The sequence below is a fragment of the Sphingomonas elodea ATCC 31461 genome, from assembly GCF_000226955.1.
GTDB lineage: Bacteria > Pseudomonadota > Alphaproteobacteria > Sphingomonadales > Sphingomonadaceae > Sphingomonas > Sphingomonas elodea.
Genome location: NZ_AGFU01000024.1, coordinates 1 through 24774, shown reverse-complemented (window position 1 = coordinate 24774; position 24774 = coordinate 1). Strand labels below are relative to the sequence as shown.

Annotated in this window: 23 protein-coding genes and 1 tRNA gene; 11 read left to right on the top strand and 13 right to left on the bottom strand. The window is 66.8% G+C overall.

Annotation, left to right across the window (positions count from 1 at the left end; all coding sequences use genetic code 11):
- Positions 1-218: 218 nt before the first annotated feature.
- The 4 genes from KK7_RS0108140 (at position 219) to tnpA (ending at position 4383) form a co-directional block, all read left to right on the top strand.
- Positions 219-1670 (top strand): glycosyltransferase family 4 protein, encoded by a 1452-nt coding sequence (locus KK7_RS0108140; protein WP_010544149.1) that lies wholly within the window; start codon positions 219-221, stop codon positions 1668-1670.
- A 76-nt stretch (positions 1671-1746) separates the two neighbouring features.
- Complete coding sequence (gene gmd / locus KK7_RS0108135) at positions 1747-2781, top strand: GDP-mannose 4,6-dehydratase (RefSeq protein ID WP_010544148.1); 1035 nt, start codon at positions 1747-1749, stop codon at positions 2779-2781.
- A gap of 24 nt (positions 2782-2805) precedes the next feature.
- Positions 2806-3714, top strand: a complete 909-nt coding sequence (locus KK7_RS21820; protein WP_040598095.1) for a GDP-mannose 4,6-dehydratase — start codon at positions 2806-2808, stop codon at positions 3712-3714.
- A 207-nt stretch (positions 3715-3921) separates the two neighbouring features.
- A complete protein-coding gene (gene tnpA, locus KK7_RS21815) occupies positions 3922-4383 on the top strand; it encodes an IS66-like element accessory protein TnpA (protein WP_237709166.1) in 462 nt (153 codons plus the stop codon).
- Here tnpA and KK7_RS0108115 read toward each other — a convergent pair.
- Together KK7_RS0108115 and KK7_RS0108110 are read right to left on the bottom strand one after the other, a co-directional pair.
- Positions 4331-5512 carry a tyrosine-type recombinase/integrase gene (locus KK7_RS0108115; RefSeq protein WP_010544144.1) on the bottom strand — a complete coding sequence of 394 codons (1182 nt, stop codon included), beginning with the start codon at positions 5510-5512 and terminating at the stop codon, positions 4331-4333. The two genes, tnpA and KK7_RS0108115, sit on opposite strands and share 53 nt — an antisense overlap.
- A gap of 153 nt (positions 5513-5665) precedes the next feature.
- A tRNA-Ser gene (locus KK7_RS0108110) sits at positions 5666-5756 on the bottom strand.
- A 78-nt stretch (positions 5757-5834) separates the two neighbouring features.
- Here KK7_RS0108110 and KK7_RS0108105 point away from each other — a divergent pair.
- Positions 5835-6734 (top strand): peptidylprolyl isomerase, encoded by a 900-nt coding sequence (locus KK7_RS0108105; protein WP_010544143.1) that lies wholly within the window; start codon positions 5835-5837, stop codon positions 6732-6734.
- 15 nt (positions 6735-6749) lie between these two features.
- On the opposite strand, the gene KK7_RS0108100 is transcribed toward KK7_RS0108105, so the two are convergent.
- From KK7_RS0108100 to KK7_RS0108085, 4 genes are read right to left on the bottom strand one after another with little or no spacing between them, the layout of a single operon-like run.
- Positions 6750-7343, bottom strand: coding sequence for an ABC-type transport auxiliary lipoprotein family protein (locus KK7_RS0108100; protein WP_010544142.1), 594 nt, complete (start codon positions 7341-7343; stop codon positions 6750-6752).
- Between the two features lie 8 nt (positions 7344-7351).
- Positions 7352-8317 carry an MlaD family protein gene (locus tag KK7_RS0108095; RefSeq protein WP_010544141.1) on the bottom strand — a complete coding sequence of 322 codons (966 nt, stop codon included), beginning with the start codon at positions 8315-8317 and terminating at the stop codon, positions 7352-7354.
- Positions 8317-9132 carry an ABC transporter ATP-binding protein gene (locus KK7_RS20345; protein WP_010544140.1) on the bottom strand — a complete coding sequence of 272 codons (816 nt, stop codon included), beginning with the start codon at positions 9130-9132 and terminating at the stop codon, positions 8317-8319. Before KK7_RS20345 ends, KK7_RS0108095 begins: the two co-directional genes overlap by 1 nt.
- The gene (locus tag KK7_RS0108085; RefSeq protein ID WP_010544139.1) at positions 9129-10238 is read right to left on the bottom strand and encodes an ABC transporter permease; all 1110 of its coding nucleotides are present in this window, start codon (positions 10236-10238) and stop codon (positions 9129-9131) included. Before KK7_RS0108085 ends, KK7_RS20345 begins: the two co-directional genes overlap by 4 nt.
- 61 nt (positions 10239-10299) lie before the next feature.
- Here KK7_RS0108085 and KK7_RS0108080 point away from each other — a divergent pair, with 61 nt between their 5' ends.
- The 3 genes from KK7_RS0108080 to KK7_RS0108070 all read left to right on the top strand — a co-directional run bounded on the left by KK7_RS0108080 (position 10300) and on the right by KK7_RS0108070 (position 15373).
- On the top strand, positions 10300-10977 hold the full coding sequence (locus KK7_RS0108080; protein ID WP_010544138.1) for an HAD family hydrolase: 678 nt from the start codon (positions 10300-10302) through the stop codon (positions 10975-10977).
- A gap of 93 nt (positions 10978-11070) precedes the next feature.
- Complete coding sequence (locus KK7_RS0108075) at positions 11071-12777, top strand: histidine kinase famiy protein (RefSeq protein ID WP_010544137.1); 1707 nt, start codon at positions 11071-11073, stop codon at positions 12775-12777.
- 19 nt (positions 12778-12796) lie between these two features.
- The gene (locus KK7_RS0108070; protein WP_010544136.1) at positions 12797-15373 is read left to right on the top strand and encodes a PAS domain-containing protein; all 2577 of its coding nucleotides are present in this window, start codon (positions 12797-12799) and stop codon (positions 15371-15373) included.
- Between the two features lies 1 nt (position 15374).
- On the opposite strand, the gene KK7_RS0108065 is transcribed toward KK7_RS0108070, so the two are convergent.
- Genes KK7_RS0108065 through KK7_RS0108050 form a run of 4 tightly spaced genes read right to left on the bottom strand, consistent with a single transcriptional unit; the run spans position 15375 to position 19437 of the window.
- Positions 15375-16382, bottom strand: a complete 1008-nt coding sequence (locus tag KK7_RS0108065; protein ID WP_010544135.1) for a glycosyltransferase family 4 protein — start codon at positions 16380-16382, stop codon at positions 15375-15377.
- Between the two features lie 13 nt (positions 16383-16395).
- Positions 16396-17979, bottom strand: a complete 1584-nt coding sequence (locus KK7_RS0108060) for an alpha-amylase family glycosyl hydrolase (protein ID WP_010544134.1) — start codon at positions 17977-17979, stop codon at positions 16396-16398.
- Positions 17976-19091 (bottom strand): glycoside hydrolase family 130 protein, encoded by a 1116-nt coding sequence (locus KK7_RS0108055; RefSeq protein WP_010544133.1) that lies wholly within the window; start codon positions 19089-19091, stop codon positions 17976-17978. Before KK7_RS0108055 ends, KK7_RS0108060 begins: the two co-directional genes overlap by 4 nt.
- A 37-nt stretch (positions 19092-19128) precedes the next feature.
- Positions 19129-19437, bottom strand: a complete 309-nt coding sequence (locus KK7_RS0108050) for a chorismate mutase (protein WP_010544132.1) — start codon at positions 19435-19437, stop codon at positions 19129-19131.
- Positions 19438-19518: 81 nt separating this feature from the next.
- On the opposite strand from KK7_RS0108050, the gene KK7_RS0108045 reads away from it, so the two are divergent.
- Entirely contained in the window at positions 19519-20532 is a 1014-nt protein-coding gene (locus tag KK7_RS0108045) for a polyprenyl synthetase family protein (RefSeq protein WP_010544131.1), read from the top strand.
- 22 nt (positions 20533-20554) lie between these two features.
- Here the strand turns inward: KK7_RS0108045 and KK7_RS0108040 are convergent, their stop codons facing one another.
- Positions 20555-20773: a hypothetical protein gene (locus tag KK7_RS0108040; RefSeq protein ID WP_010544130.1), complete on the bottom strand. Its 219-nt coding sequence runs from the start codon at positions 20771-20773 to the stop codon at positions 20555-20557.
- Between the two features lie 60 nt (positions 20774-20833).
- Here KK7_RS0108040 and hrpB point away from each other — a divergent pair, with 60 nt between their 5' ends.
- Positions 20834-23377 (top strand): ATP-dependent helicase HrpB, encoded by a 2544-nt coding sequence (hrpB, locus tag KK7_RS0108035; protein ID WP_029623064.1) that lies wholly within the window; start codon positions 20834-20836, stop codon positions 23375-23377.
- Between the two features lie 11 nt (positions 23378-23388).
- A complete protein-coding gene (locus KK7_RS0108030) occupies positions 23389-23670 on the top strand; it encodes an ETC complex I subunit (protein ID WP_010544128.1) in 282 nt (93 codons plus the stop codon).
- Between the two features lie 9 nt (positions 23671-23679).
- Here the strand turns inward: KK7_RS0108030 and KK7_RS0108025 are convergent, their stop codons facing one another.
- Together KK7_RS0108025 and KK7_RS0108020 are read right to left on the bottom strand one after the other, a co-directional pair.
- On the bottom strand, positions 23680-24210 hold the full coding sequence (locus tag KK7_RS0108025) for an NUDIX hydrolase (RefSeq protein WP_010544127.1): 531 nt from the start codon (positions 24208-24210) through the stop codon (positions 23680-23682).
- Positions 24211-24220: 10 nt separating this feature from the next.
- Positions 24221-24774 (bottom strand): TPM domain-containing protein (locus KK7_RS0108020; protein WP_010544126.1); only part of this gene is annotated, 554 nt, incomplete at its 5' end.

Here is a 24774-nt window from a genome sequence, read left to right as displayed (position 1 = left end):
ATTCGATGGCTTCGTCGTCGAGTCGTGCGTTTTTGGAGGTTCGCAGTTACACGTCCAGCTGCTCGTCTAGCTGCGCGTTTCGGCCTCCCGACGCGCGCCGTTGTTCGGCGTGCGCTGCGCTTGCCGCATCGCGCACCACCTGTTGGCACATCGCAGGAAGTGGTAGCGATTTATCGCATGCTTTGTGCCGCCTATGACCGGCCTGTGAACCGCTGAAGATGTACCTATTGGTCGACTTGCAGGGCATGCAGAACGGGAGCCGCTTTCGCGGTATCGGCCGGTATGTACATGCCTTGGCTCGCGGGCTGCTGCGAAATGCTAACGGGCATGACGTACGGTTCTTGCTGAACGGTGCGTTGCCCTATGCCGACGCGGTGATGGCGTCGCTGGCCGATCTCGCGGATGCGGACGCATTCATGACGGTGAATCTCCCATCAGCCGTAGCGAGTGGAGACCCAAGGAACGGGTGGCGCGCGGCGGCGGCGAAGCAGCTTTACGCGCAGGCGGTACGGCAACTTGCGCCTGACGTGCTGTTGGTCGGCAGTCTTTTCGAGGGAATGGGGGATGACACGGTCGTTGCGATCCCGGAAGAGCCCCGATCGTACCGTGTCGCGACCATCCTCTACGACCTGATTCCGTTGCTAGATCCGGATCGGCATCTGTCGCATCAAGGTGCACGGAGCTGGTACGCCGGCAAGATTGAGGAAGCATGCCGTTCAGACCTCCTGCTCGGCATTTCGCACTCCGCGTGCGAGGAAGGCCGTGCGCATCTTCCAATCGCGCGAGAGGCGATCGTGCATATAGGTGCGGCAGCAGCCGACGACTTCGCGCGAGAGGATCTGGGTATGTTGCGGGGGTGCGATGCCGCATCCGCGTTGCTCGCGAGCCATGCAATCACGCGCCCCTATGTCATGCACACCAGCGCGTTCGACCAGCGGAAGAATTTCGAAGGTCTGATAGCTGCATTCGGCCGGCTTCCACGGGAGATGCGCGCGCAGCACCAGCTCGTGCTCGTTTGCCGTCTTGATGACCATGGCCGCGCCAAGCTGCGGCAAGCCATCGCCGACGCGGGTCTTCAAGACCAAGACGTGATATTGACAGACTATGTGGAGGACGGGGATCTTCGGCTCCTATATGCCAACGCGTCTCTCTTCGTCTTTCCATCATTCCACGAGGGTTTCGGCCTGCCGGTTCTGGAGGCGATGTGGTGCGGGACACCGGTGCTCGGATCGCGATTGTCCAGCGTGCCGGAGGTGGTCGGTTTGCCCGAAGCGCAATTCAATCCGTACGATGCGGATGAAATGGCGGCCTTGATTGCACGTGCGCTTGGCGAAGCAGCATTTGGCGAACGGCTGCGCCGGCACGCTGCGGAACATGTCCGTCGTTTTTCCTGGGATATGGTGGCGAGCAGGGCGATCGCTGCGATGGAGTCCTGTCTGGCACGGACTTGTCTGTCTCCGTCCAAGCCGGCGCGCTCGAACGTGGTGCGGACAGAAGATTTGATTGGTGAAATTGCGGAGATACGTTGCTGGCCTGGTGCTGAAGATGCTGATTTACTATCCGCTGCGCATGCGATCTACGGCATAACGCAGTTTCGCTGTTTGGGCGCTGTCAGCAACAATGAAGCGTTGCTTATGGATGACGGCACCTCTCTCGTCCGGTCCTTATAACGGTCGGCGGCACGACACGTAGTCGCGATCTGGATCAATAACCAAGTCCCTTTTGGACGTTAGTCGGAACTAGAATATGAAAAAGGCGATTATTACCGGTATCTCGGGGCAGGACGGCGCTTATCTCGCGGAGTTTCTTCTCGAGAAAGGGTACAAGGTCTTCGCTACGTTCCGGCGCACGAGTTCTGTGAACTTCTGGCGTATCGATGAGCTTGGAATCACCAACCATCCGAACCTCACGCTGGTCGAATACGATCTGACCGATCTGGCTTCGAGCATCCGACTGTTGGAGACGTGCCAGCCGGATGAGGTCTATAATCTCGCGGCGCAGAGCTTCGTCGGCGTTTCCTTCGACCAGCCGGTTACCACCGCTAAGATCACGGGCATCGGTCCCCTAAACCTCTTGGAAGCGATCCGCATCGTTAATCCGCGGATTCGCTTCTATCAGGCAAGCACGTCCGAAATGTTTGGCAAGGTCCAGGCTATTCCCCAGAACGAGGATACGCCGTTCTATCCTCGCAGCCCTTACGGTGTCGCGAAGTTGTTCGGGCACTGGACCACGATAAACTATCGGGAAAGCTATGACATCTTCGGGTGCAGCGGCATTTTGTTCAATCATGAGAGTCCTCTGCGTGGTCGCGAATTCGTGACCCGCAAGATCACGGACTCGGTGGCGAAGATAAAGCTTGGTAAAATGGAGTATCTTGAACTCGGTAACATTGACTCCAAGCGCGATTGGGGCTTCGCTAAAGAATACGTCGAGGGCATGTGGATGATGATGCAGAGCGACGTTCCCGACACCTACGTGCTGGCGACCAACCGCACGGAAACCGTCCGCGACTTTCTTCGTCTCGCCTTCAAATGCGTGGATATGGACATTGAGTTCCGCGGCAACGGGGAAGAAGAGTATGCGCTGGATCGCGGTACCGGGAAAATGGTGATGCGGATCAATCCAGCCTATTACCGCCCGGCCGAAGTCGACCTGCTAATCGGCAACCCGGAAAAGGCGCGTACCGAGCTGGGCTGGGAAGCTAAGACCACCCTTGAGGAGTTGTGCCGATTGATGGTCGAAGCGGATCTGCGACGCAACGAGATCGGCTTCTCCTTCTAAGAGGGGGACGGGCGAGGACTAGCCATGGCCACGATACTCGTAACAGGAGCCGGGGGCTTTGCGGCGCGCTATGTGGCGGCCGCGCTTCGTTCCCGTGGCCATCGCGTCGTCGGCCTCGCGCATAGCGATGCCGACGATTCCGTCCGCGCCTCTTTTGAGGCGTTGGAGACAGTGGATCTGCGAGATCTTGGCGGCGTTCAACGCGCCATAGCGGTGCTTCTCCCTGATGCCGTGGTTCACCTCGCGGCAATTTCCCACGTCGCCTATTCAAATGCGTCAGAAATTTATCAGACGAATGTGATCGGCACGCATAATCTATTGCAGGCGTTGGCAGACGTCGGCCCTATCGCAGGGCCAACAGCAATTGTTTCAAGTGCAAACGTCTATGGAAATCGCCAAGGCGGGGCTCTCCATGAGGCGCTTACACCACGTCCTCAAAGCGATTATGCAATCAGCAAGCTCGCTGGTGAATTCATTGGTGATGTTTTTGCTTCTCGCGTTCGCAACTTCATAGTTCGGCCATTTAATTATACCGGGATCGGGCAGTCTCGGTCATTTCTGATTCCGAAGATCGTCTATCACGCTCAGCAAGGCGCGAGGCAAATCGAGCTGGGCAACGTCAATGTCGCTCGCGACTTTAGTGATGTACGCTTCTTCGCGGAGTCGCTGGCGCGACTGATGGAGCTCGACCTGGACGGCGAGCGTGTGAACATCTGCTCTGGTCGAGCCTACAGCATCAGTTCTGTCTTGGACCTTGTCGCTCGTCTGTCGGGAATACGGCTCGAGGTCGCCACCAACCCGTCTCTTGTGCGGGAAAACGAAGTCGAGCGGCTGTGGGGCGATGATACAAAGCTGCAGTCGTTGATTGGCCTCGTAGAGGGGCCTTCACTAGAAGAAACGCTCCGCTGGATGTTGGGCAGTCGCGTATCCTAGGGCCCGGACTCACAAAAACCACATGACGGCGGCAGCGAGGTGTATGCTGCCGAGGAAGACGGCGGCGGTGCGGTCATAGCGCGTGGCGAGGCGTCGGCAGGTAAGCGTCCGTCCTGACCCGTATTGCGTGGGTACTTCTGCTGCGCGAGGCGAGGAGCACTCAGGAGTGTCCTTTCGCACTCCGTAAGGAGAGTGCGGATGGGACGGATGGAGATCATCACCCATGTGGAACGCCGTCGACGCTATTCAGACGCGGAGCGGGCCGCGGTGCTCGCGCAATGCGATGCACCAAGGGCCACCATCGTGGGCGTTGCTCGGCAGCTTGGGATGTCGCCCAGTCTGATACATAGCTGGCGCAAGCGGCAGCGCGACATGGCGCTTCTGACGAGCGAGCCGCTGCAATTTGTACCATATGGTGAAGTGACGGGCGGCTCTGTTGCGGAGCCCCCAGCAGTGGCCTTGCAAAGCGCCGAGCCAGCGGCTGCTTCATCTCGTGATGCGGCGCGCGAGACGGGAACGACGCAGGAGGAGCTGATACGGCCGAACCCGGGCTTGCGCCCCGGCGGCATCGAGATCGACCTGCCCGGTGGGGTCCGCCTGTCGGTCGACACCTACGTCAACGAGAAGGCGCTGGCCCGCGTGCTGCGGGCGCTGCGGGAAACTGCATGATCTCGCTTCCACCCGGCACGAAGGTGTACCTGTCGAGGAAGTCAGTACGGCGGTAGGCGGCCTCGACCTTGTTCGAGACCGTATGAGCAAGCGCCGCCTCTGCAATCTCGCCGGAATAGTCGGTCTGCTCCGCAACCCAGTCCCGAAATGCTGAGCGGAACCCGTGCACGGTCACCGCGAGATCCATGTCTCGTAGAATCTTGAGAAGCGTCATGTCCGAGAGCGGCTTCTTCACGGTCTGGCCGGGGAACACCAAGTCGCTAGCGCCAGCCTTGAACTTCTTGGCGCGCTCGAACACCGCCACCGCTTCGGGGGCAAGGGGCACGACATGCACGCGCCCCATTTTCATCCGTTCAGCCGGAATCGTCCACAACGCTGCTTCCAGGTTGAGTTCCGACCAAGTCGCTCCCCGAATTTCCCCTGACCGCGCGGCGGTCAGTATCAACGCCTCCAACGCTACACGGCCCACCGATTCACGCGCCCGCAGCTTCTCAAGGAAATCCGGTACAGAAGCGTACGGCAGGGCTGCGAAATGCTTGTCCTTCTTGGGCTGGCGAGGGAGACCCTTGGAAAGGGACCGCATCGGCGCTTCGGTTGCACGAAACCCGCGTGCATACGACCAGTCCAGAACTGTGCCGATGCGTTGCCGGACGCGGCGCGCAGTTTCTGGCTTCGCCAGCCAGATTGGCGCCAGCACATCCCGGATCAGGGGACCCTCGATCTCGCTGACTAGGCGGTCGCCCATCTTGGGGAAGGCGTAGGTCTTCAGCGTCGCGATCCATTGGTTCTGATGCTTGCCGTTTTTCCAAGCCTTTTCGTGTTCCTCGTGGACCATTTCGGCAGCCCTGCGGAACGTTGGGATGACCTGTCGCTCCTGCTTCTTCTCGGCGACGGGGTCGACGCCTTGGGCGATTTTCTTTCGGGTCAGCAGCGCGGCTTCTCGCGCGTCAGCGAGAGAAACAGCTTTCAACGACCCCAAGCCAATATCCCTTCGCCGGCCCTCAGCTTGAACGCGAAGAAGCCAGCGGCCTGAATCCTTGCCATTCAGTTCCAGGAAGAGCCCGTCACCGTCGGAGTACCGACCCGGTTCGGTCAACGCCCGGATCTTGGTCGCAGTCAGCTTTCCCATCGCATCCCACTCCGATTTACCCCACACTTTACCCCACACTTCTCGTGGGATGGTGTCGGATCACATGGAATTCAGCGGAACGAAAAAACCGCTGATTTCTGCGGCTTTCTAGCAGTTTTTAGCGGGTTTGGGGAGACCCAAAAAGGGCGCAGGTGGCGGAGCGGGAGGGATTCGAACCCTCGATACGGTTTTGCCGTATACTCACTTTCCAGGCGAGCGCCTTCGACCACTCGGCCACCGCTCCGCAGGATACCTGGAAGGCGCGGCCCTACCGTTCCTTGGGCGGCTAGGCAAGCACCCGTTCGCATGCCAAGCTCGCCTGATGGCAAAAACCCTGCTCGTCCTTGCCGCGGCGCTCGCCGCCGCACCGCTCGCCGCCCAGACCGCTTCCCAGACCCCGGCCCGGACGGCCACTGCGGCACGGCCCGCGCCCTCGGCCGCCGAGCCGGCGGCCGAGGACTGGCGTGACATTCCCGACGACGAGATCCTGCTCGTCCAGCTGAAGACCGGCCGTCAGGTCGCAATCCGGCTCGCGGCCCGGTTCGCGCCGGCGCACGTCAACAACATCCGCAAGCTCGCCGCAGCGCGCTGGTGGGACGGGGAGAGCGTCTATCGGGTGCAGGAGAACTGGGTCGCGCAGTGGGGCGATCCGACCGAGAAGAAACCGCTGCCGCCCGAAATCCTTGCCCGGCCGCCCGCCGAGTTCGAGATCGGCACCTTCGCCCCCGCGCAGCGCCTGTCCAAGCCCGATTCCTACGCCGCGGCCACCGGCGTCACCGCCGACGGCTGGCCCATCGCCAGCGACGGCAAGGCGGCATGGCTCACCCATTGCTACGGCATGGTCGGCGTCGCGCGCGACCAGCTGCCCGATACCGGCACCGGTGCCGAGCTGTTCACCCCGATCGGCCAGTCGGCCCGGCGGCTGGACCGCAACTATACGGTGGTCGGGCGGATCATCGAGGGCATGCCGTTTCTCTCGGCGCTGCCGCGCAGCGATGCCGCGATGGGCGTCTATGCGACCGAGGGGGAGCGGACCGGCATCGCCTGGGTGCGGCTCGCCAGCCAGCTGCCGGCGGACGAGCGCCCGCACTTCCAGGTCCGTGCCACGGACAATGTCCGCTACGCAGCGATGATCGCGCTGCGGGAGGATCCTGCGCCGCCGACCGTGGCGACCGGCCTCAACGTGTGCGACCTGCCGGCAGCGGTCCGCCGCCGGCCCTGAGGCGCCTGGCCCGGCTTACCTGCCGATCCAGTCCGCCACCTGGTCGGCGACCTGGTTGGCGGCCTGGTTGAGCGCGGGGCCGATCGCGGCGGTGTCGATCGCCGCCACCGGCACGCGTGCCTCGAACCGGCGGCGTTCGAACGTCTGGGTGCCCTCGCGACCCAGCGCCGCATCGAAGGTGACCACGGCCTCCATTCTGCTGGCGTCGACGCCGAAGCTGCGTAGATCGCCGCCCAGGCTGGCGCTCGGGGCGGTCAGCGACTGGCGGCGGCTGAGCACGATGCGCCCGGTGCGCGCCGCGATCGTGTCGGCGAGGAGGCGACCGAACAGGCTGGCCGGCCCTTCCACCCACTGGGCGTCCTTCACATAGGCAACGGTGGTGCCGCCCGGGCCCGAATGGACCGGCACGCGGGTGGTGGCGAGTTCCTGGGGCGCATTGACGGCGCCGATGGTCACCGCCTTGACCTGGCCCGACTGCTGCACCGCGCCCGCCGGCAGCACCGCCGCCGGCTGCAGCGTCAAGAGCGAGGCCGGCGGCTTGGCCGCGAAGGAAATGCATCCGGACAGCGGCACGGCGGCGAGCAGCGCGGCGATGACGGTCTTGTTCATCCGGAACCTCACTTCTTCGGCTTGTAGGTGGGCAGCGCGGGCGCCGAGATCAGGCTGGAGGCGCCCCCCTGATCCAGCTTGTGCGCGACGTTGGTCAGTGCCAGCGACATTTCGCGCAGATCCTGCACGAGCTGGCCGACCTCGGGCATGGTCTTGTTGGAGAAGGTCTGCAGGCCGGGCCGCGCATCGCCAATGGCCGCATCCAGTGTCTCGACGCTTTTGCGCGCCGAACTGATCGTGGCGTTGAGATTGGCGATGGTCGGCTTGATGTCGTTGGCCATCATGCTGTTGGTCGTCTCGGCAAGCTGGCCGATCTGTTGCGCGGCGGCACCCGCCTGCTGGATCGCGACCCGCGTCTCGGCGAGCGTCGCGGCGATCTCCGGCCCGCGATCCGCCAGCGACTTGGTCAGGCGGTTGGTGTTGGCGAGGATGCCCGAGATCGAAGCCTGGTTCTTGGCATCAAGCAGGTCCGACACGCGCTCGGTGAGGGTGGTCAGCCGCTCGAGCAGCTTGGGTGCCGAGCTGAGCAGTGCGCCGAGGCCGCCCTGCTTGGTCGGGATCACGGGCACGCCGAGCGGGCAGGCCGCGCGGGGATTGTCCTTGGGGCACTCGATCGGCGGCTGGCCCTTGACGGCGCCGTCCAGCTGCACGGTGCTGGGACCGGTGAAGCTGCCCTGAATGGTGGCGTTGGTGCCTTCCAGGATCGGCACGTCGGGCCGTACGCTGATGCGCACGCGCACCAGGCTGGGATCGGGGCGCCAGAACTGGATTTCCTTCACCTGGCCTGCCGGCACGCCCGAGAAGCTCACCGACGAACCGGGGCTGAGGCCATCGACCGACTGCTTGAAGAAGATGTCGTACTGCTGCTCGTCACCGCCGCCCAGCCGCGACAGCCAGACGATGAACAGGCAGAGCACGGCGAGCAGGATCAGCACCACCGCGCCGACCAGCACATGATTGGAACGCGTTTCCATCAGCCCCTCTTATCCTCATGCGCCGGCCGGTTCGGGCCCGCGACCGCAGCACGTCCGCGCGGTCCGTTGAAATATTCCTGGATCCACGGATGATCCAACGCCAGCAGTTCCGGGATCGTGCCCACCGCGATCACCCGCTTGTCCGCCAGCACCGCGACGCGGTCGCAGATGGCATAGAGCGTGTCGAGATCATGGGTGATCAGGAACACGGTGAGCCCCAGCGTCTTCTGGAGCGAGGCGGTCAGCTCGTCGAACGCCGCTGCGCCGATCGGATCGAGCCCGGCGGTGGGCTCGTCGAGGAACAGCAGCTCGGGATCGAGTGCCAGCGCCCGCGCCAGGCCGGCGCGCTTCTTCATGCCGCCGGACAGCTCGGCCGGATATTTGGGGCCCGCCTCGGGCGGCAGGCCGGTCATCACCACCTTGTAGGCGGCGATTTCCTCCAGCAGCGCAGGGTCGAGCCTGGGATAGAATTCCTTGAGCGGCACCTGGACGTTCTCGGAAACGGTCAGCGTCGAGAACAGCGCGCCGCCCTGGAACAGGATGCCCCAGCGCTTGCGGATCTCCAGCGCCTCGGTCTCGTCGCGGCCGACGGTGTTCTCGCCGAACACCTCCACCGTGCCGTCGAGCGGCGACTGGAGCCCGATGATCGAGCGCATCAGCACCGACTTGCCGGTGCCCGACCCGCCGACCACGCCGAGGATCTCGCCGCGCCGCACGTCGAGGTCCAGCCCGTCATGGACGAGCTGGTCGCCGAAGCCGTTGCGCAGGCCGCGGACGCGGATGATGCTTTCGGGGGCGTCTGCCGCGTCGCTCATATCCAGCCCACATTGGTGAAGAACACCGCGAAGAACGCATCGAGCACGATCACCAGGAAGATCGCCTGGACCACCGCGGTGGTGGTGCGCTTGCCGACCTGCTCGGCGTCGCTTTCCACCTGCATGCCGTGGAAGCAGCCGGCGATGGCGATGATCGCGCCGAACACCGGCGCCTTGACCAGCCCGACCCACAGATCGGTGATCGGCACCACTTCGCGCACGCGCTGGATGAAGGTGATCGGCGGGATGCCGAGGTCCACCCAGCACAGCAGGCCGCCGCCGGCGATGGCGATGACCGAGGAATAGAAGCCGAGCAGCGGCAGCATGAACACCACCGCGAAGACGCGCGGCAGCACCAGCGCCTCCATCGGCGAAACGCCGATGGTGCGCATCGCGTCGATTTCTTCGGTGAGCTTCATCGTGCCGATCTGTGCGGCGAAGGCCGAGCCCGATCGGCCGGCGATCATGATCGCGGTCATCAGGATGCCGAGTTCGCGCAGGGTGATACGGCCGAGCAGATTGATCGTGTAGATCTCCGCGCCGAACTGGCGCAGCTGCACCGATCCCTGCTGCGCGATGACGATCCCGATCAGGAAGCTCATCAGCGCGATGATGCCCAGCGCGCCGACGCCCACCACCTCGAACCGCTGCACCGTCGCGTTGAAGCGGAAGCGGCTGGGATGGCGGATCACGTGCCACAGCGAGACCACCGTGGCGCCCATGAAGCCGAGCAGGCCGTACAGCGTATGGCCGGAATTGAGGACCGCCTTGCCGATCTCGTCCAGCGCGCGGGTGAATGAGCCGGGCGGTGGCGGGGGAAGCTGGATCGGGTGTTCGGCGGCGATCACCTGATCGAGCAGGTGCTGCTCGTCCGTGTTGAGCCCTTCGATCGTGGCACCGCGATCGCGGGCGAAGCGATGGACGACCCAGGCGCCTACCGTGTCCATGCGGCCCACCGCGCTCAGGTCCAGCCGGGCAACCGGGCCGTCGACGGCGTCGAGCCGGTCGGCCAGGTCGCCAAGGCAGGCGAGCGAAAGATTGCCGGAGAAGCGGAGCACCGCTTCGCCGTTGCTGTCGGAGCGTTCGAAGTCGGCAGGTCCCCTCATCGACCACCCCTTTCCGCGATTCCGACTGGAACGGCAAGTTCTCCCGTGGCTAGAGGGCGCAATGCAACGCCTCGCCATCTACGACATGGACAAGACCATCACCGCGAAACCCACCTGGACGCGGTTCCTGCTGCACGTCGCCCGGACTCGCGCGCCCTGGCGGCTCGGGCTGTTCCCCGTGGTGGGGCTGGGGGGCATGGCCTATCTTGTCCGCCGCATCGACCGTGCAGGGCTGAAGCGCCTGTCGCACCGGCTGCTGCTCGGCCGGGCGCTGGCGCCGGCGGAAATGACCGCGGTGGCCGAGGCCTTTGCCGAGCTGGAGCTGCAGAAGGGCGTGCTGCAGGGTGCCCGTGCGCAGATCGAGGCCGATCGCGCCGCCGGCTACCGGCTGGTCATGGCCACCGCCTCGCACCGCTATTATGCCGAAGCGATCGGCAAGCGGCTGGGCTTCGACGACGTGATTGCCACCAATGCGAAGCGGGATGGGCAGGGGCATATTCTCTCCGAACTCGAGGGCGAGAACTGTTACGGGCCCGTAAAGCTCCATATGATCGAAAATTGGTTGGCGGCTCGGGGACAGCACCGCGCCGATTGTCATGTCCGCGCCTATTCGGACCATGTTTCCGACGCGCCGCTGCTCGGCTGGGCGGACGAGGCGTTCGCCGTCAATGCGCATGGGCCCTTGGCCAGATTGGCGCGCGAGCGCGGCTGGACGGCGCTGGACTGGCGTCGCGGCTGAAGATTTCTTCAACACTTCCAAAAGGTTCGCAACCGAAACGGCAGCCCGTGCATTGGTTGGCCGGGTTGGTGCGACCATAAGGAAGAAACGCGCGTGCAGCATGACGACGAGCAGAAGCCGGCGGCTATCGGAGAAGCGGCCGAAAACCTGAAGGATTCGACCAGCTACAGCCCCACGGGCAACCATCCCACCCATCATTGGCAGCGCGCGATCATCGGCACGCCCGGCCTGGGCGATCGCAGCACGGTGTTCTTCGCTGCGCTCCAGATGACGCGGATGCCGATGATCCTCACCGATCCGCGTCAGGACGACAATCCCATCGTCTTCGCCAACAAGGCCTTTCTCGACCTGACCGGCTATGAGGAAAGCGAGATCCTCGGCCGCAACTGCCGCTTCCTCCAGGGCGCGGAGACGGATCGCGATGCGGTGGCGGAGATGCGGGCGGCGGTGGAAGCCGAGGAAGCGCTGGCGATCGAGGTGATCAACTATCGCCGCGACGGATCGCCCTTCTGGAACGCGGTGTTCATCGCGCCGGTGCTCGATCCGGACGGCGAGCTGATCTATTTCTTCGCCAGCCAGCTCGACGTTACCCGCCGCCGACAATCCGAACAGGCCTTTCGCCAGGCGCAGAAGATGGAGGCGATCGGCCAGCTCACCGCGGGGCTGGCGCACGACTTCAACAACCTGCTCCAGGTCGTTTCCGGCAATGTCGACATCGTCCTCAATCAGGTCGACGACGAGCGGCAGCAGCGGCTGCTGAGCAACGCCGCACGGGCGGCCGATCGTGGATCGAAACTCACCCGCCAGCTGCTCGCCTTCGCCCGCAAGACGCGGCTGGAGCCGAAGCGGGTGGAGATGAACCAGCTTATCCACGAGTTCGGCGACCTGCTCGACAACACGGTTGGCGCGCAGATCCGGCTGGTGACTGCGCTGGAACGGCGGCTGCCAGCCGTGCATGTCGATCCGACCCATCTCGAAATGGCGATCCTCAACGTGCTGCTCAATGCCCGCGACGCGATGCCCAAGGGCGGCACGGTGACCATTGCCACCCGATTGTGGAAGCTCAACGGCGACGCGGCCAAGCACCAGCTGCCGGAGGGCGATTACGTCGTCCTCACCATTCGCGACGAAGGCACGGGGATGGACGAGGAGGTTCGCCGCCGCGCGACCGAGCCCTTCTTCACCACCAAGGGCGCGGAGCGCGGCACCGGGCTGGGGCTTGCGATGGTGCACGGTTTCGTCCAGCAATCGCTGGGGCGGCTGGAGATCGACAGCGTGCCGGGGGAAGGAACCGAGATTCGCATGCTGTTCCCGACGGCCAATGCAGCTGCCGGTGCCGTACCGCCGCCCACGCCCCGCCATGCGGCCGGTCGCGGCGTCGCCGGGGGCAGCGAGACCATTCTGCTGGTCGAGGACAGCGACGACGTCCGCGCGCTGGCGCATGAGCAGCTTGCGGCGATGGGGTACCGCGTCCTGCAGGCCGCCAGCGGCGAGGAAGCGCTGGAGCGGCTGAAGACCGAGGCAATCGACCTGCTGTTCACCGACATCGTGATGCCGGGGGGGATGAGTGGGCTCGAGCTGGTCGAGCAGTTCCGCGCCACGCATCCCGATACGCCGGTACTGATGACCACCGGCTACAACGAGGATCTCGTCGCCGACATTCCGCGCGGCACCAATCTGGACGTGATCGGCAAGCCCTATCGCCGCGAGCAGCTCGCGGACCGGATCCGCTCGGCACTGGACCGGCGTGCGCCCGATCCACGCCGCGCCATCAATCCGATCGTTCCGGCGGAGGGTTGATGCCGGATCCGATGCCCCTGTGACGAGCCCGGCCGATCCGACGCTGGCGGCACTCGCCGCCGCGCGCGACTGGGCGCAATCGTCGCTCGGGGCCCCGGATGCATGGCCGCCGGGCCTGCGCCTGTCCGCGGCGTTGCTGTTGCCGCCGGGGATCCCGGTAGCGATCTTCTGGGCAGCAGGGGCGATCGCGATCTACAACCCTGCCTATGCCAAACTCCTCGGCGATCGCCATCCCGCGGCGCTGGGTGCGCCGGGCGCGCTTCACGGCAGCGACTGGTGGAGCGATCTCGAGCCGCTGATCGCAAGCGTCCGCACGACTGGCGAGACCTTCGCGGCCGAGGATCGCCCCTTCCGGATCGACCGGCGCGGCTTCCGCGAGACGGTGCATTTCGACATTTCCTGCTCGCCGCTGCGCGAACCCGATGGGTCGATCGGCGGGGTGCTGTGCATTCTCACCGAGACCACCGAACGGGTGAAGGCCGAGCAGCGGCTGCGCGAGAGCGAGGCGGCACTGCGGGCGAGCGAGGCGCGGGCCCGCGAGCAGACCCACGAGCTGGCGGTGATGTACGACAATTCGCCGGTAGGCCTGGCGGTGCTCGATACGAATCTCCGCTATATCCGGATCAATCGTCAGCTGGCGGAATGGAACGGCCTGCCGGTCGCCGACCATATCGGCCGGCATGTCAGCGAGATCGTGCCCGACCTGACCGACCAGGTCGTGGCGGCGCTGCAGAAGGTGCTTGCGGGCGAGCCACTGCTGAACATCGAGATCACCGGGCCGACTAGGGGGCGGCCCGATGGCATGTCGACCTGGCGGCAGAACTGGGTACCGGTCTATGACGAGAGCGGTACGGTCCACCAGATCGCCATATCCTGCGAGGATGTCAGCGAGGAGCGCAACGCCGAACGCGCGCTGGTAACGCTCAACCGGGTCGGCGCGGCGCTTTCGGCCGAACATGATCTCGAACGGCTGGTCCAGATGCTCACCGATGCCGGGGTGGAGCTGACCGGCGCCAGTGTCGGCGCCTTCTTCCACAATGTGATGGATGAAAGCGGCGAGCGGCTGCACCTCTTCACGCTTTCCGGTGAGGACCGCAGCCGGTTCGAGCGGCTCGGGCGACCGCGCGCCACCGGCATCCTCGGTCCCATCTTCCGCAACGTGGTCATCCGCTCGGACGACGTGACGCGCGAACCGGAATATGGTCTCAACGCGCCCCATCACGGCATGCCGGCCGGCCATCCGGTGATCACCAGCTATCTGGGCGTGCCGGTGGTTTCGCGCGATCGATCGGTGCTCGGCGGGCTGCTGTTCGGCCACCCGCAGGCGGGGCGCTTTACCGCCCGGCACGAGGAACTGGCGCAGAGCCTTGCCGCGCAGGCAGCCGTCGCCATCGACAATGCCCGGCTGCTCGCCGACGTCCGCGCCGCCAACGAGACGCTGGAGCGCCGCGTCGAGGACCGCACCGACGCGCTGCGCGAGGCCGAGGCGGCGCTGCGCCAGAGCCAGAAGATGGAGGCCATGGGCCAGCTGACCGGCGGGGTCGCGCACGATTTCAACAACCTGCTCACCCCGATCATCGGCAGCCTCGACCTGATCCTGCGCAAGCGCGGCGACGACCCGGTGCTCCACCGGCTGCTCGATGGCGCACTGCGCTCGGCGGAGCGGGCGAGCACGCTGGTCCAGCGGCTGCTCGCCTTCGCCCGTCGCCAGCCGCTCCAGCCCGCGCCGGTAGACATGATCGCGCTGGTCGACGGCATGGTGCCGCTGCTCGCCAGCACCCTGGGCCCCAAGATCGCGCTGTCGGTCTCCAAGCCCGGGGCGCTGCCGCCGGCGCATGCCGACGCCAACCAGCTGGAAATGGCGCTGCTCAACCTCGCGGTGAACGCGCGCGATGCGATGCCGGAAGGCGGCGCGCTCGAGGTGCGGCTGGGGCTTGGCGGCGCGGCGGAGGCGCCGCAGCCGCTCGCGGAGGGGAGCTATGTCCGCCTGGCGGTGCGGGACACCGGGCTCGGCATGGACGAAGCGACGCTGGCGCGTGCGATCGAGCCGTTCTTCTCCACCAAGGGGGTGGGGCGCGGCACCGGGCTGGGCCTGTCGATGGTGCACGGGCTCGCCAGCCAGCTCGGCGGCACCATGGGGCTCCAGAGCAAGCCGGGCGCGGGTACGGTTGTCGAGCTGTGGCTGCCGGTGAGCGGCGACGCGCTCAAGATCGCCGAAGCGGCGCCCCGGCACGAACCGCATGACGGTGCCGGCATGGTGCTGCTGGTCGACGATGAGGAGATCGTACGCGGCACCGCGGCCGAGATGCTGCGCGCGCTCGGCTACCAGGTGCAGCCGGCGGATTCGGCCGAGGCGGCGCTGCGGATGCTCGACCAGGGGCTGGTGCCCGACCTGCTGCTGACCGACCATCTGATGCCGGGCATGACCGGCACCGAGCTGGCGCGCGAGGTGCGCACCCGGCTGGGGGAGGTGCCGACGCTGATCGTCTCGGGCTATGCCGATGTCGAAGGGCTGGGCCGCGATTATGCGCATCTTCCCAAGCCGTTCCGCCAGGCCGACCTGGCCCGCGCGCTGACCCTGCTCGGGGTGCGCTGAGCTACCGTTCCAGGATACGCCGGTAGAGCGCGATATAGGCATCGGCCATCGCCTCCACCGAGAAGCGCGCTTCCACCGCGCGGCGGCAGTCCGCGCGGTCGATCGCGGCGACCCGGTCGACTGCTTCCACCGCCTCCTCGGCCGAGCGGACGAGCAAGCCGGTGGCGCCGTCGTCGATCAGCTCGGGCATCGATCCGCGGCGGATCGCGATCACCGGCGTGCCGCACGCCATCGCCTCGATCACCGACAGGCCGAACGGTTCGTCGAAGTTGATCAGGTGGAGGAGCGCACGGGCATGGCCGAGGGCCCGAATGCGCTCCTCGCCACCCACGGGGCCGTGGTAGACGATATGGTCATCGAGGTGCGGCTGCACGTCGCGCTCGAAATAGCCCTGGTCCTGGACGATGCCGTAGAGGTTCAGCCGCCGCCCCGCCGCCTGGGCGACGGCGATCGCCTCCGCCGCGCCCTTGTCCGGGTGCATCCGGCCGAAGAACAGCAGGTCTTCGCTCCCGGTCGCGTCGAAGGCGAAGTCGTCCAGCGGGATGCCGTGGTGGATGGTCGCGGCATAGCGCAGTGCCGGGCGCCGATCGGCATCGGAGATCGCGACATAGTGCACGCGCTCCTCGAAGGGCTTGTACATCGGCAGGATGCGTTCGGAAGAGAAGCCGTGGATGGTGGTGACCATCGGCGTGTCGATCAGCGGTGCATAGGCGTGCGCGGGGAAATCGGCCTGGTTGTGGATCAGGTCGAACTCGGACGCACGGGCGAAGAGATGCGATTGATGGGCATATTCCCACACCTTCGCGTCGATCGCCGGATCTTCCTCGTAACCGCGCGGCACCACGCCGGCGAGGCGGGCGGTGGTGACCGAATCCTGGGTGGCGAACAGGGTGACGTCGACGCCCTTGGCGACCAGCGCCTCCGTAAGCAGGCTCGTCACCAGCTCCCACGGGCCATAATGCCGCGGCGGGGTGCGCCAGGCGATCGGCGCGAGCATGGCGATCTTCATATGGGGAGGATGATCATAGGAGCAGAATGCCTTGGTTCGGGGCGAGGAGGAGGGTGGCGCCCTCCGCACGAAGGTCGTGATGGGGCGTGGTGAGCACGGGGGCGAGCGTCACGGCCCAGTCCGGCAGCGCCAGCGCCTGCGGCGCATCTGACAGGTTGAGCGCGACCAGCACGCGATCCGCGCCGTGCCGCCGTTCGTACGCCAGCACCGCGCCGTCGCTCGACACGGCATGCCAGCTCCCCACCGACAGTGCAGAATGCGCCCGCCGCAGCTGGAGCAGCGCGCGGGTGAAGGCCAACATCGAGCCTGCGTCGTCCCGCTGCGCCATCACGTTGCGTTCCGCCCAGTCCGGGTTGAGCGGCAACCAGGGCTCCACCGTGCTGAATCCGGCATGCGCGCTGGCATCCCACGGCATCGGCGTGCGGACCTCGTCGCGGTTGAAGGCGGTATCGGGCTCGCGGAGCGCCTGCGGGTCCTGCACCCGTTCGGGCGGGATCGGCACGTTGGGCATGCCCAGCTCGTCACCCTGGTACAATGTCGGGGTGCCGCGCAGGGTGAGCAGCAGCATCATCGCAACCGCCGCCTGTTCTGGGCCAACCCGCGAGGCGACCCGCGGCTTGTCGTGGTTGCCGAGCACCCAGTTGGGCCAGCCGCCTGCCGGCAGCGCACCCTCATACTCGGCGATCAACCGAGCGAGCGCCGCCGCGTCCCATGTCGCGTCGAGCAGATGGAAGTTGAAGGGCAGATGCACCCCGTTCCCGCGCGCGCCATAATAGGCGACGAGGCGCGGGATCGGCAGATAGATCTCGCCGATCAGCACCCGCTCGGGATAGGCATCCGTCACGTCGCGCATCGCCGCGATGATTTCCATCATCTCGGGCTGGTCGGCCGAATGGGCGGGCAGCAGCCGCTCGATGTCCTGCATCCCCTCGCGCCAGGCGGGATTTGCGGGATTGTCGGGGAAGTCGGGATGCTTGATCGCCAGCCACAGCACGTCGATGCGGAACCCGTCGACGCCGCGATCGAACCAGAAGCGCATCGCCTCCAGCATCGCGGCGCGCAGATCCGGGTTGCGCCAGTTGAGCTCGGGCTGCTCCTTGAGGAACTGGTGGAGATAATATTGGCCGGTGGCCGCATCCCATTCCCAGGCGCTGCCGCCGAAATAGCTCTGCCAGTTGTTGGGCGGCCCGCCATCGGGTGCGGCGTCGCGCCAGATATACCAGTCGCGCTTAGGGTTCTCGCGGGAGGCGCGGCTTTCGAGGAACCAGGGGTGCTCGCTCGAGCTGTGGTTCGGCACGAAATCGAGCAGCAGCTTGAGGCCGCGGGCATGCGCGGCGTCGCGAAGCGCATCGAAATCCGCGAGCGTGCCGAAGCGCGGATCGATCCCGCGATAGTCCGCCACGTCATAGCCGAAATCGGCCATCGGAGAGGGGAAGATCGGCGACAGCCACACCGCGTCGACACCGAGATCGACCAGATAGTCGAGCCGCGCGGCGACGCCCGCCAGATCGCCGATCCCGTCGCCGTTCGAATCGGCGTACGACCGCGGATAGACCTGGTAGATCACGCCCTTCTGCCACCACAGCGGTTCGGTCATCGGAAGCGTTCCTTCGGGATATGGGTGATGCGGCAGGCCAGATCCGCCTCGCCGCTCGCGACGATGTAGCGATCGCCGGCATCGACCAGCCCCGTGGTGAACACCACCGGCGTCGGCAGATAGAGCTGGTGCGCGATGTCCGCGGTCAGCGCGGGATCGGCCTCGAGCAACGGCACCGCATCTTCTTGTCGCAGGATCACGCTGGGATCGTCGCGGTCGAGCAGCGCCCAGAAGCTGCGATAGATTCCGACCGACTCTCGCTTCTCCACGCCGTGATAGATGAGCAGCCAGCCCGCATCGGTCAGCACCGGCTGGCTGCCGCCGCCGATCCGCTGGTTGGAGGTAGATCCCTTGCGCGCGCGGAGGCCGGGCTGGTCCAGTGGCTTCCAGTGCAGTCCGTCGGGCGAGCGGGCGAGATTGATCGAGGGGCCACCCAGCCAGGGCGAGTCGTCCGGATAGGCGAAATAGACCTCGCCCAGCGGCCGGGTGAGTGCGTGGAAAAACCCGCCGATCCGCCCCTCGAACAGGATCATGTCCTTGTTCTGGTGGTCGAGCACGACCCCGAGCAGCTCCCAGTCCAGCCCGTTCGTCGAGCGGTACATGGCCGTGCAGTGCCGTTCGGCGGAGACACCGCACACGGTCATCCAGTAGGTGCCGTCGATCCGCGTGATCCGCGCATCCTCGACGCCGTAATCGAGATAGCTCGCCGAGGGCGCGATTGCCTTGTCGTAATGCACCGCCACCACTGTGCGGGCATCGGCGTCGAGCTCCACCGGCAGCAGCCAGGACAGCGAGGTGAGCCCGAGCAGCCGCGGGGTTCGCTCCTTGAGGGCGAACTGGCGCGGATCGTCCATGTCGAGTCCAGCCACTGCATGCCCGTCCAGCACATAGCCGGACGGAGTCCAGCGAATCGCTCGCGCATGGCCGTCCACCACCGGATCGCGCAGGGCTTCCGCCACACGCACCATCAGCAGCAGATTGCCGTTCGGCAGCCGCGTGAAACCGGGGTTGAAGGCGCCGAGGACATAGGTCCGCGCGTCGACGCCCGCCCGCAGCGGCGAGCGGGTGAGGTCGACATCGTCGGGCCGGAAGATCAGGTAATCGTCGCTCAAGCGCTTGCCCCCTTGGGTGTCACGCCCAGCAACGGAGTCAGGCCCCCGGGGTTCCGGCGTCGGCGCCCGCTTCCTGCGCCTGGCGATGATGCCGGATCACCTCGTCGATGATGAAGCGCAGGAACTTCTCGGAGAATTCGGGGTCGAGATCGGCATCCTGCGCCAGCGCGCGCAGCCTTGCGATCTGCGCCTCTTCCCGGCCCGGATCGGCCGGGGGCAGCCCGGCCTCGGCCTTGTAGCGTCCCACCGCCTGGGTCACCTTGAACCGCTCGGCGAGCATGAAGACGAGCGCCGCATCGATATTGTCGATGCTCTGGCGGAAGCGGGTCAGCGTCGCGTCGGTCATGGAAGTCTCTTTTGCCGCTGCGGCACGGCCATGCAAGCGCCTCTTGCCTTTGCAATGCACAAAGGCCAGAGGCACCTGCATATGAGCGCTACCGTCCATCGCCTGGGGTCGCGAACCCAGCCCTCGCTCGATCCGATCATGGCGCTGGTCGCCCAGGACATGAACCTGGTGAACGCGGTGATCCTCGATCGCATGCAGTCGGAAATCCCGCTGATTCCGGAGCTTGCCGGCCATCTGATCGCCGGCGGCGGCAAGCGGATGCGGCCGATGCTGACGCTCGCGAGCGCGCGGCTGCTCGGCTATGCCGGCACCCGCCACCACAAGCTGGCCGCCGCGGTGGAGTTCATCCACACCGCGACCCTGCTCCATGACGACGTGGTCGACAGCTCGGACCTGCGCCGGGGTCGCCGCACCGCCAACATCATCTGGGGCAATCCGGCCAGCGTACTGGTCGGCGACTTCCTGTTCAGCCGCTCGTTCGAGCTGATGGTCGAGGCGGAGAGCCTCAAGGCACTCCGCATCCTGTCGGGCGCCAGCGCGATCATTGCCGAGGGCGAGGTCAACCAGCTCACCGCGGTGCGCCGGATCGACCTTTCCGAGGATCGCTATCTCGACATCATCGGCGCCAAGACCGCCGCGCTGTTCGCCGCCGCCTGCCGCATCGCGGGCGTGGTGGCCGAGCGTCCCGAGACGGAGGAAATGGCGCTCGACGCCTATGGCCGCAATCTCGGCATCGCCTTCCAGCTGGTCGACGACGCGATCGACTATGTCTCGGACGCGTCGACCATGGGCAAGGATGCCGGCGACGATTTCCGCGAAGGCAAGATGACCCTGCCGGTGATTCTCGCCTATGCGCGCGGCAACGAGACGGAACGCGGCTTCTGGAAGGAAGCGATTTCGGGCCGCCGCAATTCGGACGAGGATTTCGCCGAGGCGATCCGGCTGGTGCAGAGCTGCCGCGCGGTGGACGATACGCTGGCGCGCGCCCGCCATTATGGCCAGCGCGCGATCGATGCGCTGGGCGGCTTCCGCGCCTGCGAGGCGAAGGACGCGATGGTCGAGGCGGTGGAATTCGCGGTGGCGCGCGCCTACTGACGCGCGCCGACCCGCCCGGGGATTATTCTTCGGTCGACTTCTCGTCGCCGTCGTCCTCGTCGACTTCGAGCGCGTCTTCCTCGTCCATGTCGAGCACCTCCTCGATGCTCTCGACGATCAGGTCGAGCTGCTCGTAGCTCGCGGTCATTTCGATCGTCTCACCGTCCTCGTCCTCGAGGTGCAGTGTGTAATCGCCGTCGCTATCCGGCGTGATGGTGAACTGGGAAAGGATTCGTGCCATGTCGCGCTCCTCTGGCGGTGAGTCCGCCTAACCACGCTTGTCCCGAATGGTTGCAGCCTGATGACGTCCTCCCTGCCCATCCACGCTGTTTTGCCGGCGCTGCTCGATGCGCTGCGGGGGGCGAGCAACGCGGTGCTGGTCGCGCCACCCGGCGCGGGCAAGACGACGGCGGTGGCACCGGCGCTGCTCGGCGAAGCCTGGTGCACCGGCGAGATCCTGCTGCTCTCGCCGCGCAGGCTCGCCGCGCGCGCGGCGGCGGAGCGGATGGCGGCACTGGCGGGCGAGAGCGTCGGCAAGACCTTCGGCTATGCCACGCGGATGGATACGAAACGTTCGGCGGCGACGCGCGTGACCGTCGTGACCGAAGGCATCTTCGTCAATCGCATCCAGGCCGATCCCGAGCTCGCGGGCATATCCGCCGTGCTGTTCGACGAGGTGCATGAGCGCAGCCTCGACAGCGATTTTGGCCTCGCGTTGGCGCTCGATGCGCAAGGCGCGTTGCGGCCCGACCTGCGGCTGGTCGCGATGTCGGCGACGCTCGACGGCAGCCGCTTCTCGGGGCTGATGGGCGCGGCACCCGTGGTGGAAAGCGAAGGCCGCAGCTTTCCGCTGACACTGCGCCATCTCGGCCGCGCGACCGAGGCGCGGATCGAGGACTCGGTCGCGGCGGCAGTGCGCCAGGCACTGCGGGAGGAGGAGGGCGGCATCCTCGCCTTCCTGCCCGGCGTGGCGGAGATCGAGCGGACGGCCGAGCGGCTGGGCGATATCGGCGGCGCGGTGCTCCACCGGCTGCACGGCAGCCTGGAGCCCGCTGCCCAGCGCGCCGCGATCGCGCCCGACCAGCAAGGGCGGCGCAAGATCGTGCTGGCGACCTCGATCGCAGAGACCTCGCTGACGCTCGACGGCATCCGCGTGGTGGTCGATTCGGGGCTGGCGCGGCGGCCGCGGTACGACCGGGCGGCGGGGATGACGCGGCTGGTTACCGAGCGGGCGAGCCAGGCGGCGGTCACCCAGCGCGCGGGCCGTGCGGCGCGACAGGGGCCGGGAACGGCCTATCGGCTGTGGGAAGAGGCGGCGACGGCGGGACTGCCGCGCTTCGATCCGCCCGAGATACTGGAAGCGGATCTGTCGGCGCTGATGCTCGATTGCGCACTGTGGGGCGTTACCGATCCGCGTGCGCTCGCCTGGCTCGATCCGCCGCCCGAGGCTGCCATTGCCGAGGCGCGGGCGCGTCTGGGGGCGCTGGAGGCGATCGACGAAGACGGCCGACCGACCGACCACGGCAAGGCGATCGCCCGCCTGCCGCTGCCGCCCCGACTCGGGCACATGCTGGTGCGCGCGAGCGAACGCGGGCTGGCGCGGACGGCGGCGGAGGTGGCGGTGCTGCTCGGCGAGCGCGGGCTGGGGGGCAACGACGCCGACCTCGAGCTGCGCCTGCGCCGATGGAAGGGCGAACGCGGCCAGCGCGCGGAGAATGCGCGAAGGCTGGCGGAACGCTGGAGCAAGCTGGTCCCCGCTCCCGCGAGCGGCAGGGGGTTAGGGGGTGGGCCCCCGCTCTCCACGCGCGATTCCGGTGCGGATGCCGGTGGCCCACCCCCCGGCCCCCTCCCGCTCGCGGGAGGGGGAGCGCAGGGCGAAGAGGTTGCCCTCTGCATCGCGCTGGCCTTCCCCGACCGCGTCGCCAAGCGTCGCGACGGCTCGGGTGAGACTTGGGCGTCGGTCGGCGGGCGCGGGTTCAAGCTCGACCCGACTTCGCCGCTCGCCCGCGCCGACTGGCTGGCGGTGGCGGAAACCCAGGGCATGGCCGCGGGCGCGCGCATCCTCTCCGCCGCGCCGATCGACGCTGCGACGGTCGAATCGCTGTTCGCCGACCGCATCGAGACGCGCCGTACCGTCAGCTTCGACCCCGCGACCGGCCGGATCGAGGCGCTGCGGGAGCGCAGGCTCGGCGCGGTGCGCCTGTCCGGCGGCAGCGACTCGGGTGCGACCCCTGCGGAGATCGAATCGGCGTTGCTCGAAGGCGTGCGGACCCACGGCCTCCACCTGCTCCCCTGGTCCGATACCGCGCAGGCGCTCCGCACCCGTGGCGCCTATGCCGGGATCGAGGCGCTGACCGACGGAGCCCTGCTCGCCACGCTAGACGACTGGCTGCCCGCGGCGCTCGAAGGCAAGCGCCGGCTCGATGCGGTCAGCCCCGAATCGCTCACCCAGGCGCTGCAGAATCTGCTCGGCTGGGACGGGCAGAAGGCGCTCGATCGCCTCGCGCCCGCGCGTTTCGAGACGCCCGCCGGCTCCAGCCATGCGATCGATTATGCCGCCGAAGCAGGCCCGACCGTAGAGGTGCGGGTACAGGCGCTGTTCGGCCTGGCAGAGCATCCGGTGATCGGCGGCAATGTGCCGCTGGTCCTCAGCCTCACCTCGCCGGCCGGGCGACCGATCCAGACGACGCGCGACCTTCCCGGCTTCTGGAAGGGCAGCTGGACAGCGGTCGCCAAGGAAATGCGCGGGCGCTATCCCCGCCATCCCTGGCCCGAGGATCCGGCGGCGGCCTCCGCAACGCTACGGACGAAAAACGCTGATGCAAGGGCGCGCGGGGCGCGCTAAAGGGTGGCCCCATGAAGTCCGCTCGCATCTATCAGCGCGTCAAGAACGCGATGCAGTCCGGCCGCGCCCGGACCGACAACTGGGTTCTCGAGTTCGAGCCGCACACGCCGCAGCGCCCCGATCCGCTGACCGGCTGGGCCGGCGGCGGCGAGACCGCGAACCAGGTCCGGCTGTCCTTTCCGACGCTGGACGCTGCCAAGGACTATGCCGAGCGCGAGGGCTATGCCTATCACGTCGTGCCGGCGCCGCAGCGCAAGCTCAAGCTGCAGGCCTACGCCGACAATTTTCGCTGATCGTTCGGTTCAGCCGGCGCGCCCCAGCAGCGCGCCGCTGAGGAGCAACAGCATCTTCACGTCGACGCCCATGCCCTGCGCGCGGCAATCGGCGATGAAGGCGGGCAGGTCGGCCATCGGGACATGGTGGACGTTGATGTCCTCGCCATCCACGCCGCCGCCCTCGCCGATTCGCGTCAGTCCGTGCGCGCGCACCAGCGTGAAGCTCTCGCTGACCATGCCGGGCGAGGCGAAATACTCGCCCAGTTCTTCGACGCGCTCGCAGGCATAGCCCGCTTCTTCCGCCAACTCGCGGCGGGCGGCGGCCTCGACCGTGTCGCCTTCCTCGGTATCGCCGACCAGCCCGGCGGGCAGCTCGATCGAGCGGCGGCCCAGCGGCACGCGATACTGATCGACCAGGATCACCCGGTCCTCCTCGTCGATCGCGACGATCACCACGGCGCGGATGCCGCGGGCGCGGGCGACATATTCCCATTTGCCCTGGCGGCGCACGGTGATCCACTTGCCCGCCCAGGGGGTCTCGATCGGTTCGTCGGTCATGGGATGGGCCTTAGAGCTCGATCAGCCGATCGGGAAGCTCGTTCACGTCGTCCTCGGCGCGCGGGAAATGCTCGGCCAGCACGACGCCGATCTGCGCCACCGCGGCGGCCATGCCCTCGCCGACGCGGTCCTGCTTCACCTCGGCCAGCAGCGCCGCCATTGCCGCGCCCCACACCTCGGGGGTGACGCGCGAATGGATCGCCGAATCCGCCAGGATCTCGGCGCGATGTTCGGCTAGGCTCAGGTAGAGCAGCACGCCGGTGGATCCCGTGGTCCGCTTCTCCGCCGCCGTGCGGAACAGCGTCAGCGCGCGGGCATGGACCCGCCGCGTCTTCATCGATCCCGGCGCGAGCGCGATCCTCAGGGCGTCCTTCGCCAGCGCGACGCGGACGATGAGGAAGGTGAGCGCGCTGACCACCAGCGCGGCGGTGAGGTACCAGTGCGCCGGCACGGTCTGCGCCCAGGGATCGATCATCCGGCTGTGCAGCCATTCGATCGGCCAGGGCTGCCAGGCGAGCAGCGCGAGCACCAGCAGCATGGCGAGTGCCGCCCATTGCAGCGCGA

Excerpts from the sequence above, each read along its gene's own strand:
- KK7_RS0108045 (WP_010544131.1), top strand. The coding sequence starts at position 19,519 with ATGAGCGCTACCGTCCATCGCCTGGGGTCGCGAACCCAGCCCTCGCTC.
- hrpB (WP_029623064.1), top strand. The coding sequence starts at position 20,834 with ATGACGTCCTCCCTGCCCATCCACGCTGTTTTGCCGGCGCTGCTCGAT.
- KK7_RS0108080 (WP_010544138.1), top strand. The coding sequence starts at position 10,300 with ATGCAACGCCTCGCCATCTACGACATGGACAAGACCATCACCGCGAAA.
- KK7_RS0108115 (WP_010544144.1), bottom strand. The coding sequence starts at position 5,512 with ATGGGAAAGCTGACTGCGACCAAGATCCGGGCGTTGACCGAACCGGGT.
- KK7_RS0108100 (WP_010544142.1), bottom strand. The coding sequence starts at position 7,343 with ATGAACAAGACCGTCATCGCCGCGCTGCTCGCCGCCGTGCCGCTGTCC.
- KK7_RS0108060 (WP_010544134.1), bottom strand. The coding sequence starts at position 17,979 with ATGACCGAACCGCTGTGGTGGCAGAAGGGCGTGATCTACCAGGTCTAT.
- KK7_RS0108025 (WP_010544127.1), bottom strand. The coding sequence starts at position 24,210 with ATGACCGACGAACCGATCGAGACCCCCTGGGCGGGCAAGTGGATCACC.
- KK7_RS20345 (WP_010544140.1), bottom strand. The coding sequence starts at position 9,132 with ATGAGCGACGCGGCAGACGCCCCCGAAAGCATCATCCGCGTCCGCGGC.
- tnpA (WP_237709166.1), top strand. The coding sequence starts at position 3,922 with ATGGAGATCATCACCCATGTGGAACGCCGTCGACGCTATTCAGACGCG.
- gmd (WP_010544148.1), top strand. The coding sequence starts at position 1,747 with ATGAAAAAGGCGATTATTACCGGTATCTCGGGGCAGGACGGCGCTTAT.
- KK7_RS0108030 (WP_010544128.1), top strand. The coding sequence starts at position 23,389 with ATGAAGTCCGCTCGCATCTATCAGCGCGTCAAGAACGCGATGCAGTCC.
- KK7_RS0108040 (WP_010544130.1), bottom strand. The coding sequence starts at position 20,773 with ATGGCACGAATCCTTTCCCAGTTCACCATCACGCCGGATAGCGACGGC.
- KK7_RS21820 (WP_040598095.1), top strand. The coding sequence starts at position 2,806 with ATGGCCACGATACTCGTAACAGGAGCCGGGGGCTTTGCGGCGCGCTAT.
- KK7_RS0108140 (WP_010544149.1), top strand. The coding sequence starts at position 219 with ATGTACCTATTGGTCGACTTGCAGGGCATGCAGAACGGGAGCCGCTTT.
- KK7_RS0108050 (WP_010544132.1), bottom strand. The coding sequence starts at position 19,437 with ATGACCGACGCGACGCTGACCCGCTTCCGCCAGAGCATCGACAATATC.
- KK7_RS0108065 (WP_010544135.1), bottom strand. The coding sequence starts at position 16,382 with ATGAAGATCGCCATGCTCGCGCCGATCGCCTGGCGCACCCCGCCGCGG.
- KK7_RS0108085 (WP_010544139.1), bottom strand. The coding sequence starts at position 10,238 with ATGAGGGGACCTGCCGACTTCGAACGCTCCGACAGCAACGGCGAAGCG.
- KK7_RS0108095 (WP_010544141.1), bottom strand. The coding sequence starts at position 8,317 with ATGGAAACGCGTTCCAATCATGTGCTGGTCGGCGCGGTGGTGCTGATC.
- KK7_RS0108105 (WP_010544143.1), top strand. The coding sequence starts at position 5,835 with ATGGCAAAAACCCTGCTCGTCCTTGCCGCGGCGCTCGCCGCCGCACCG.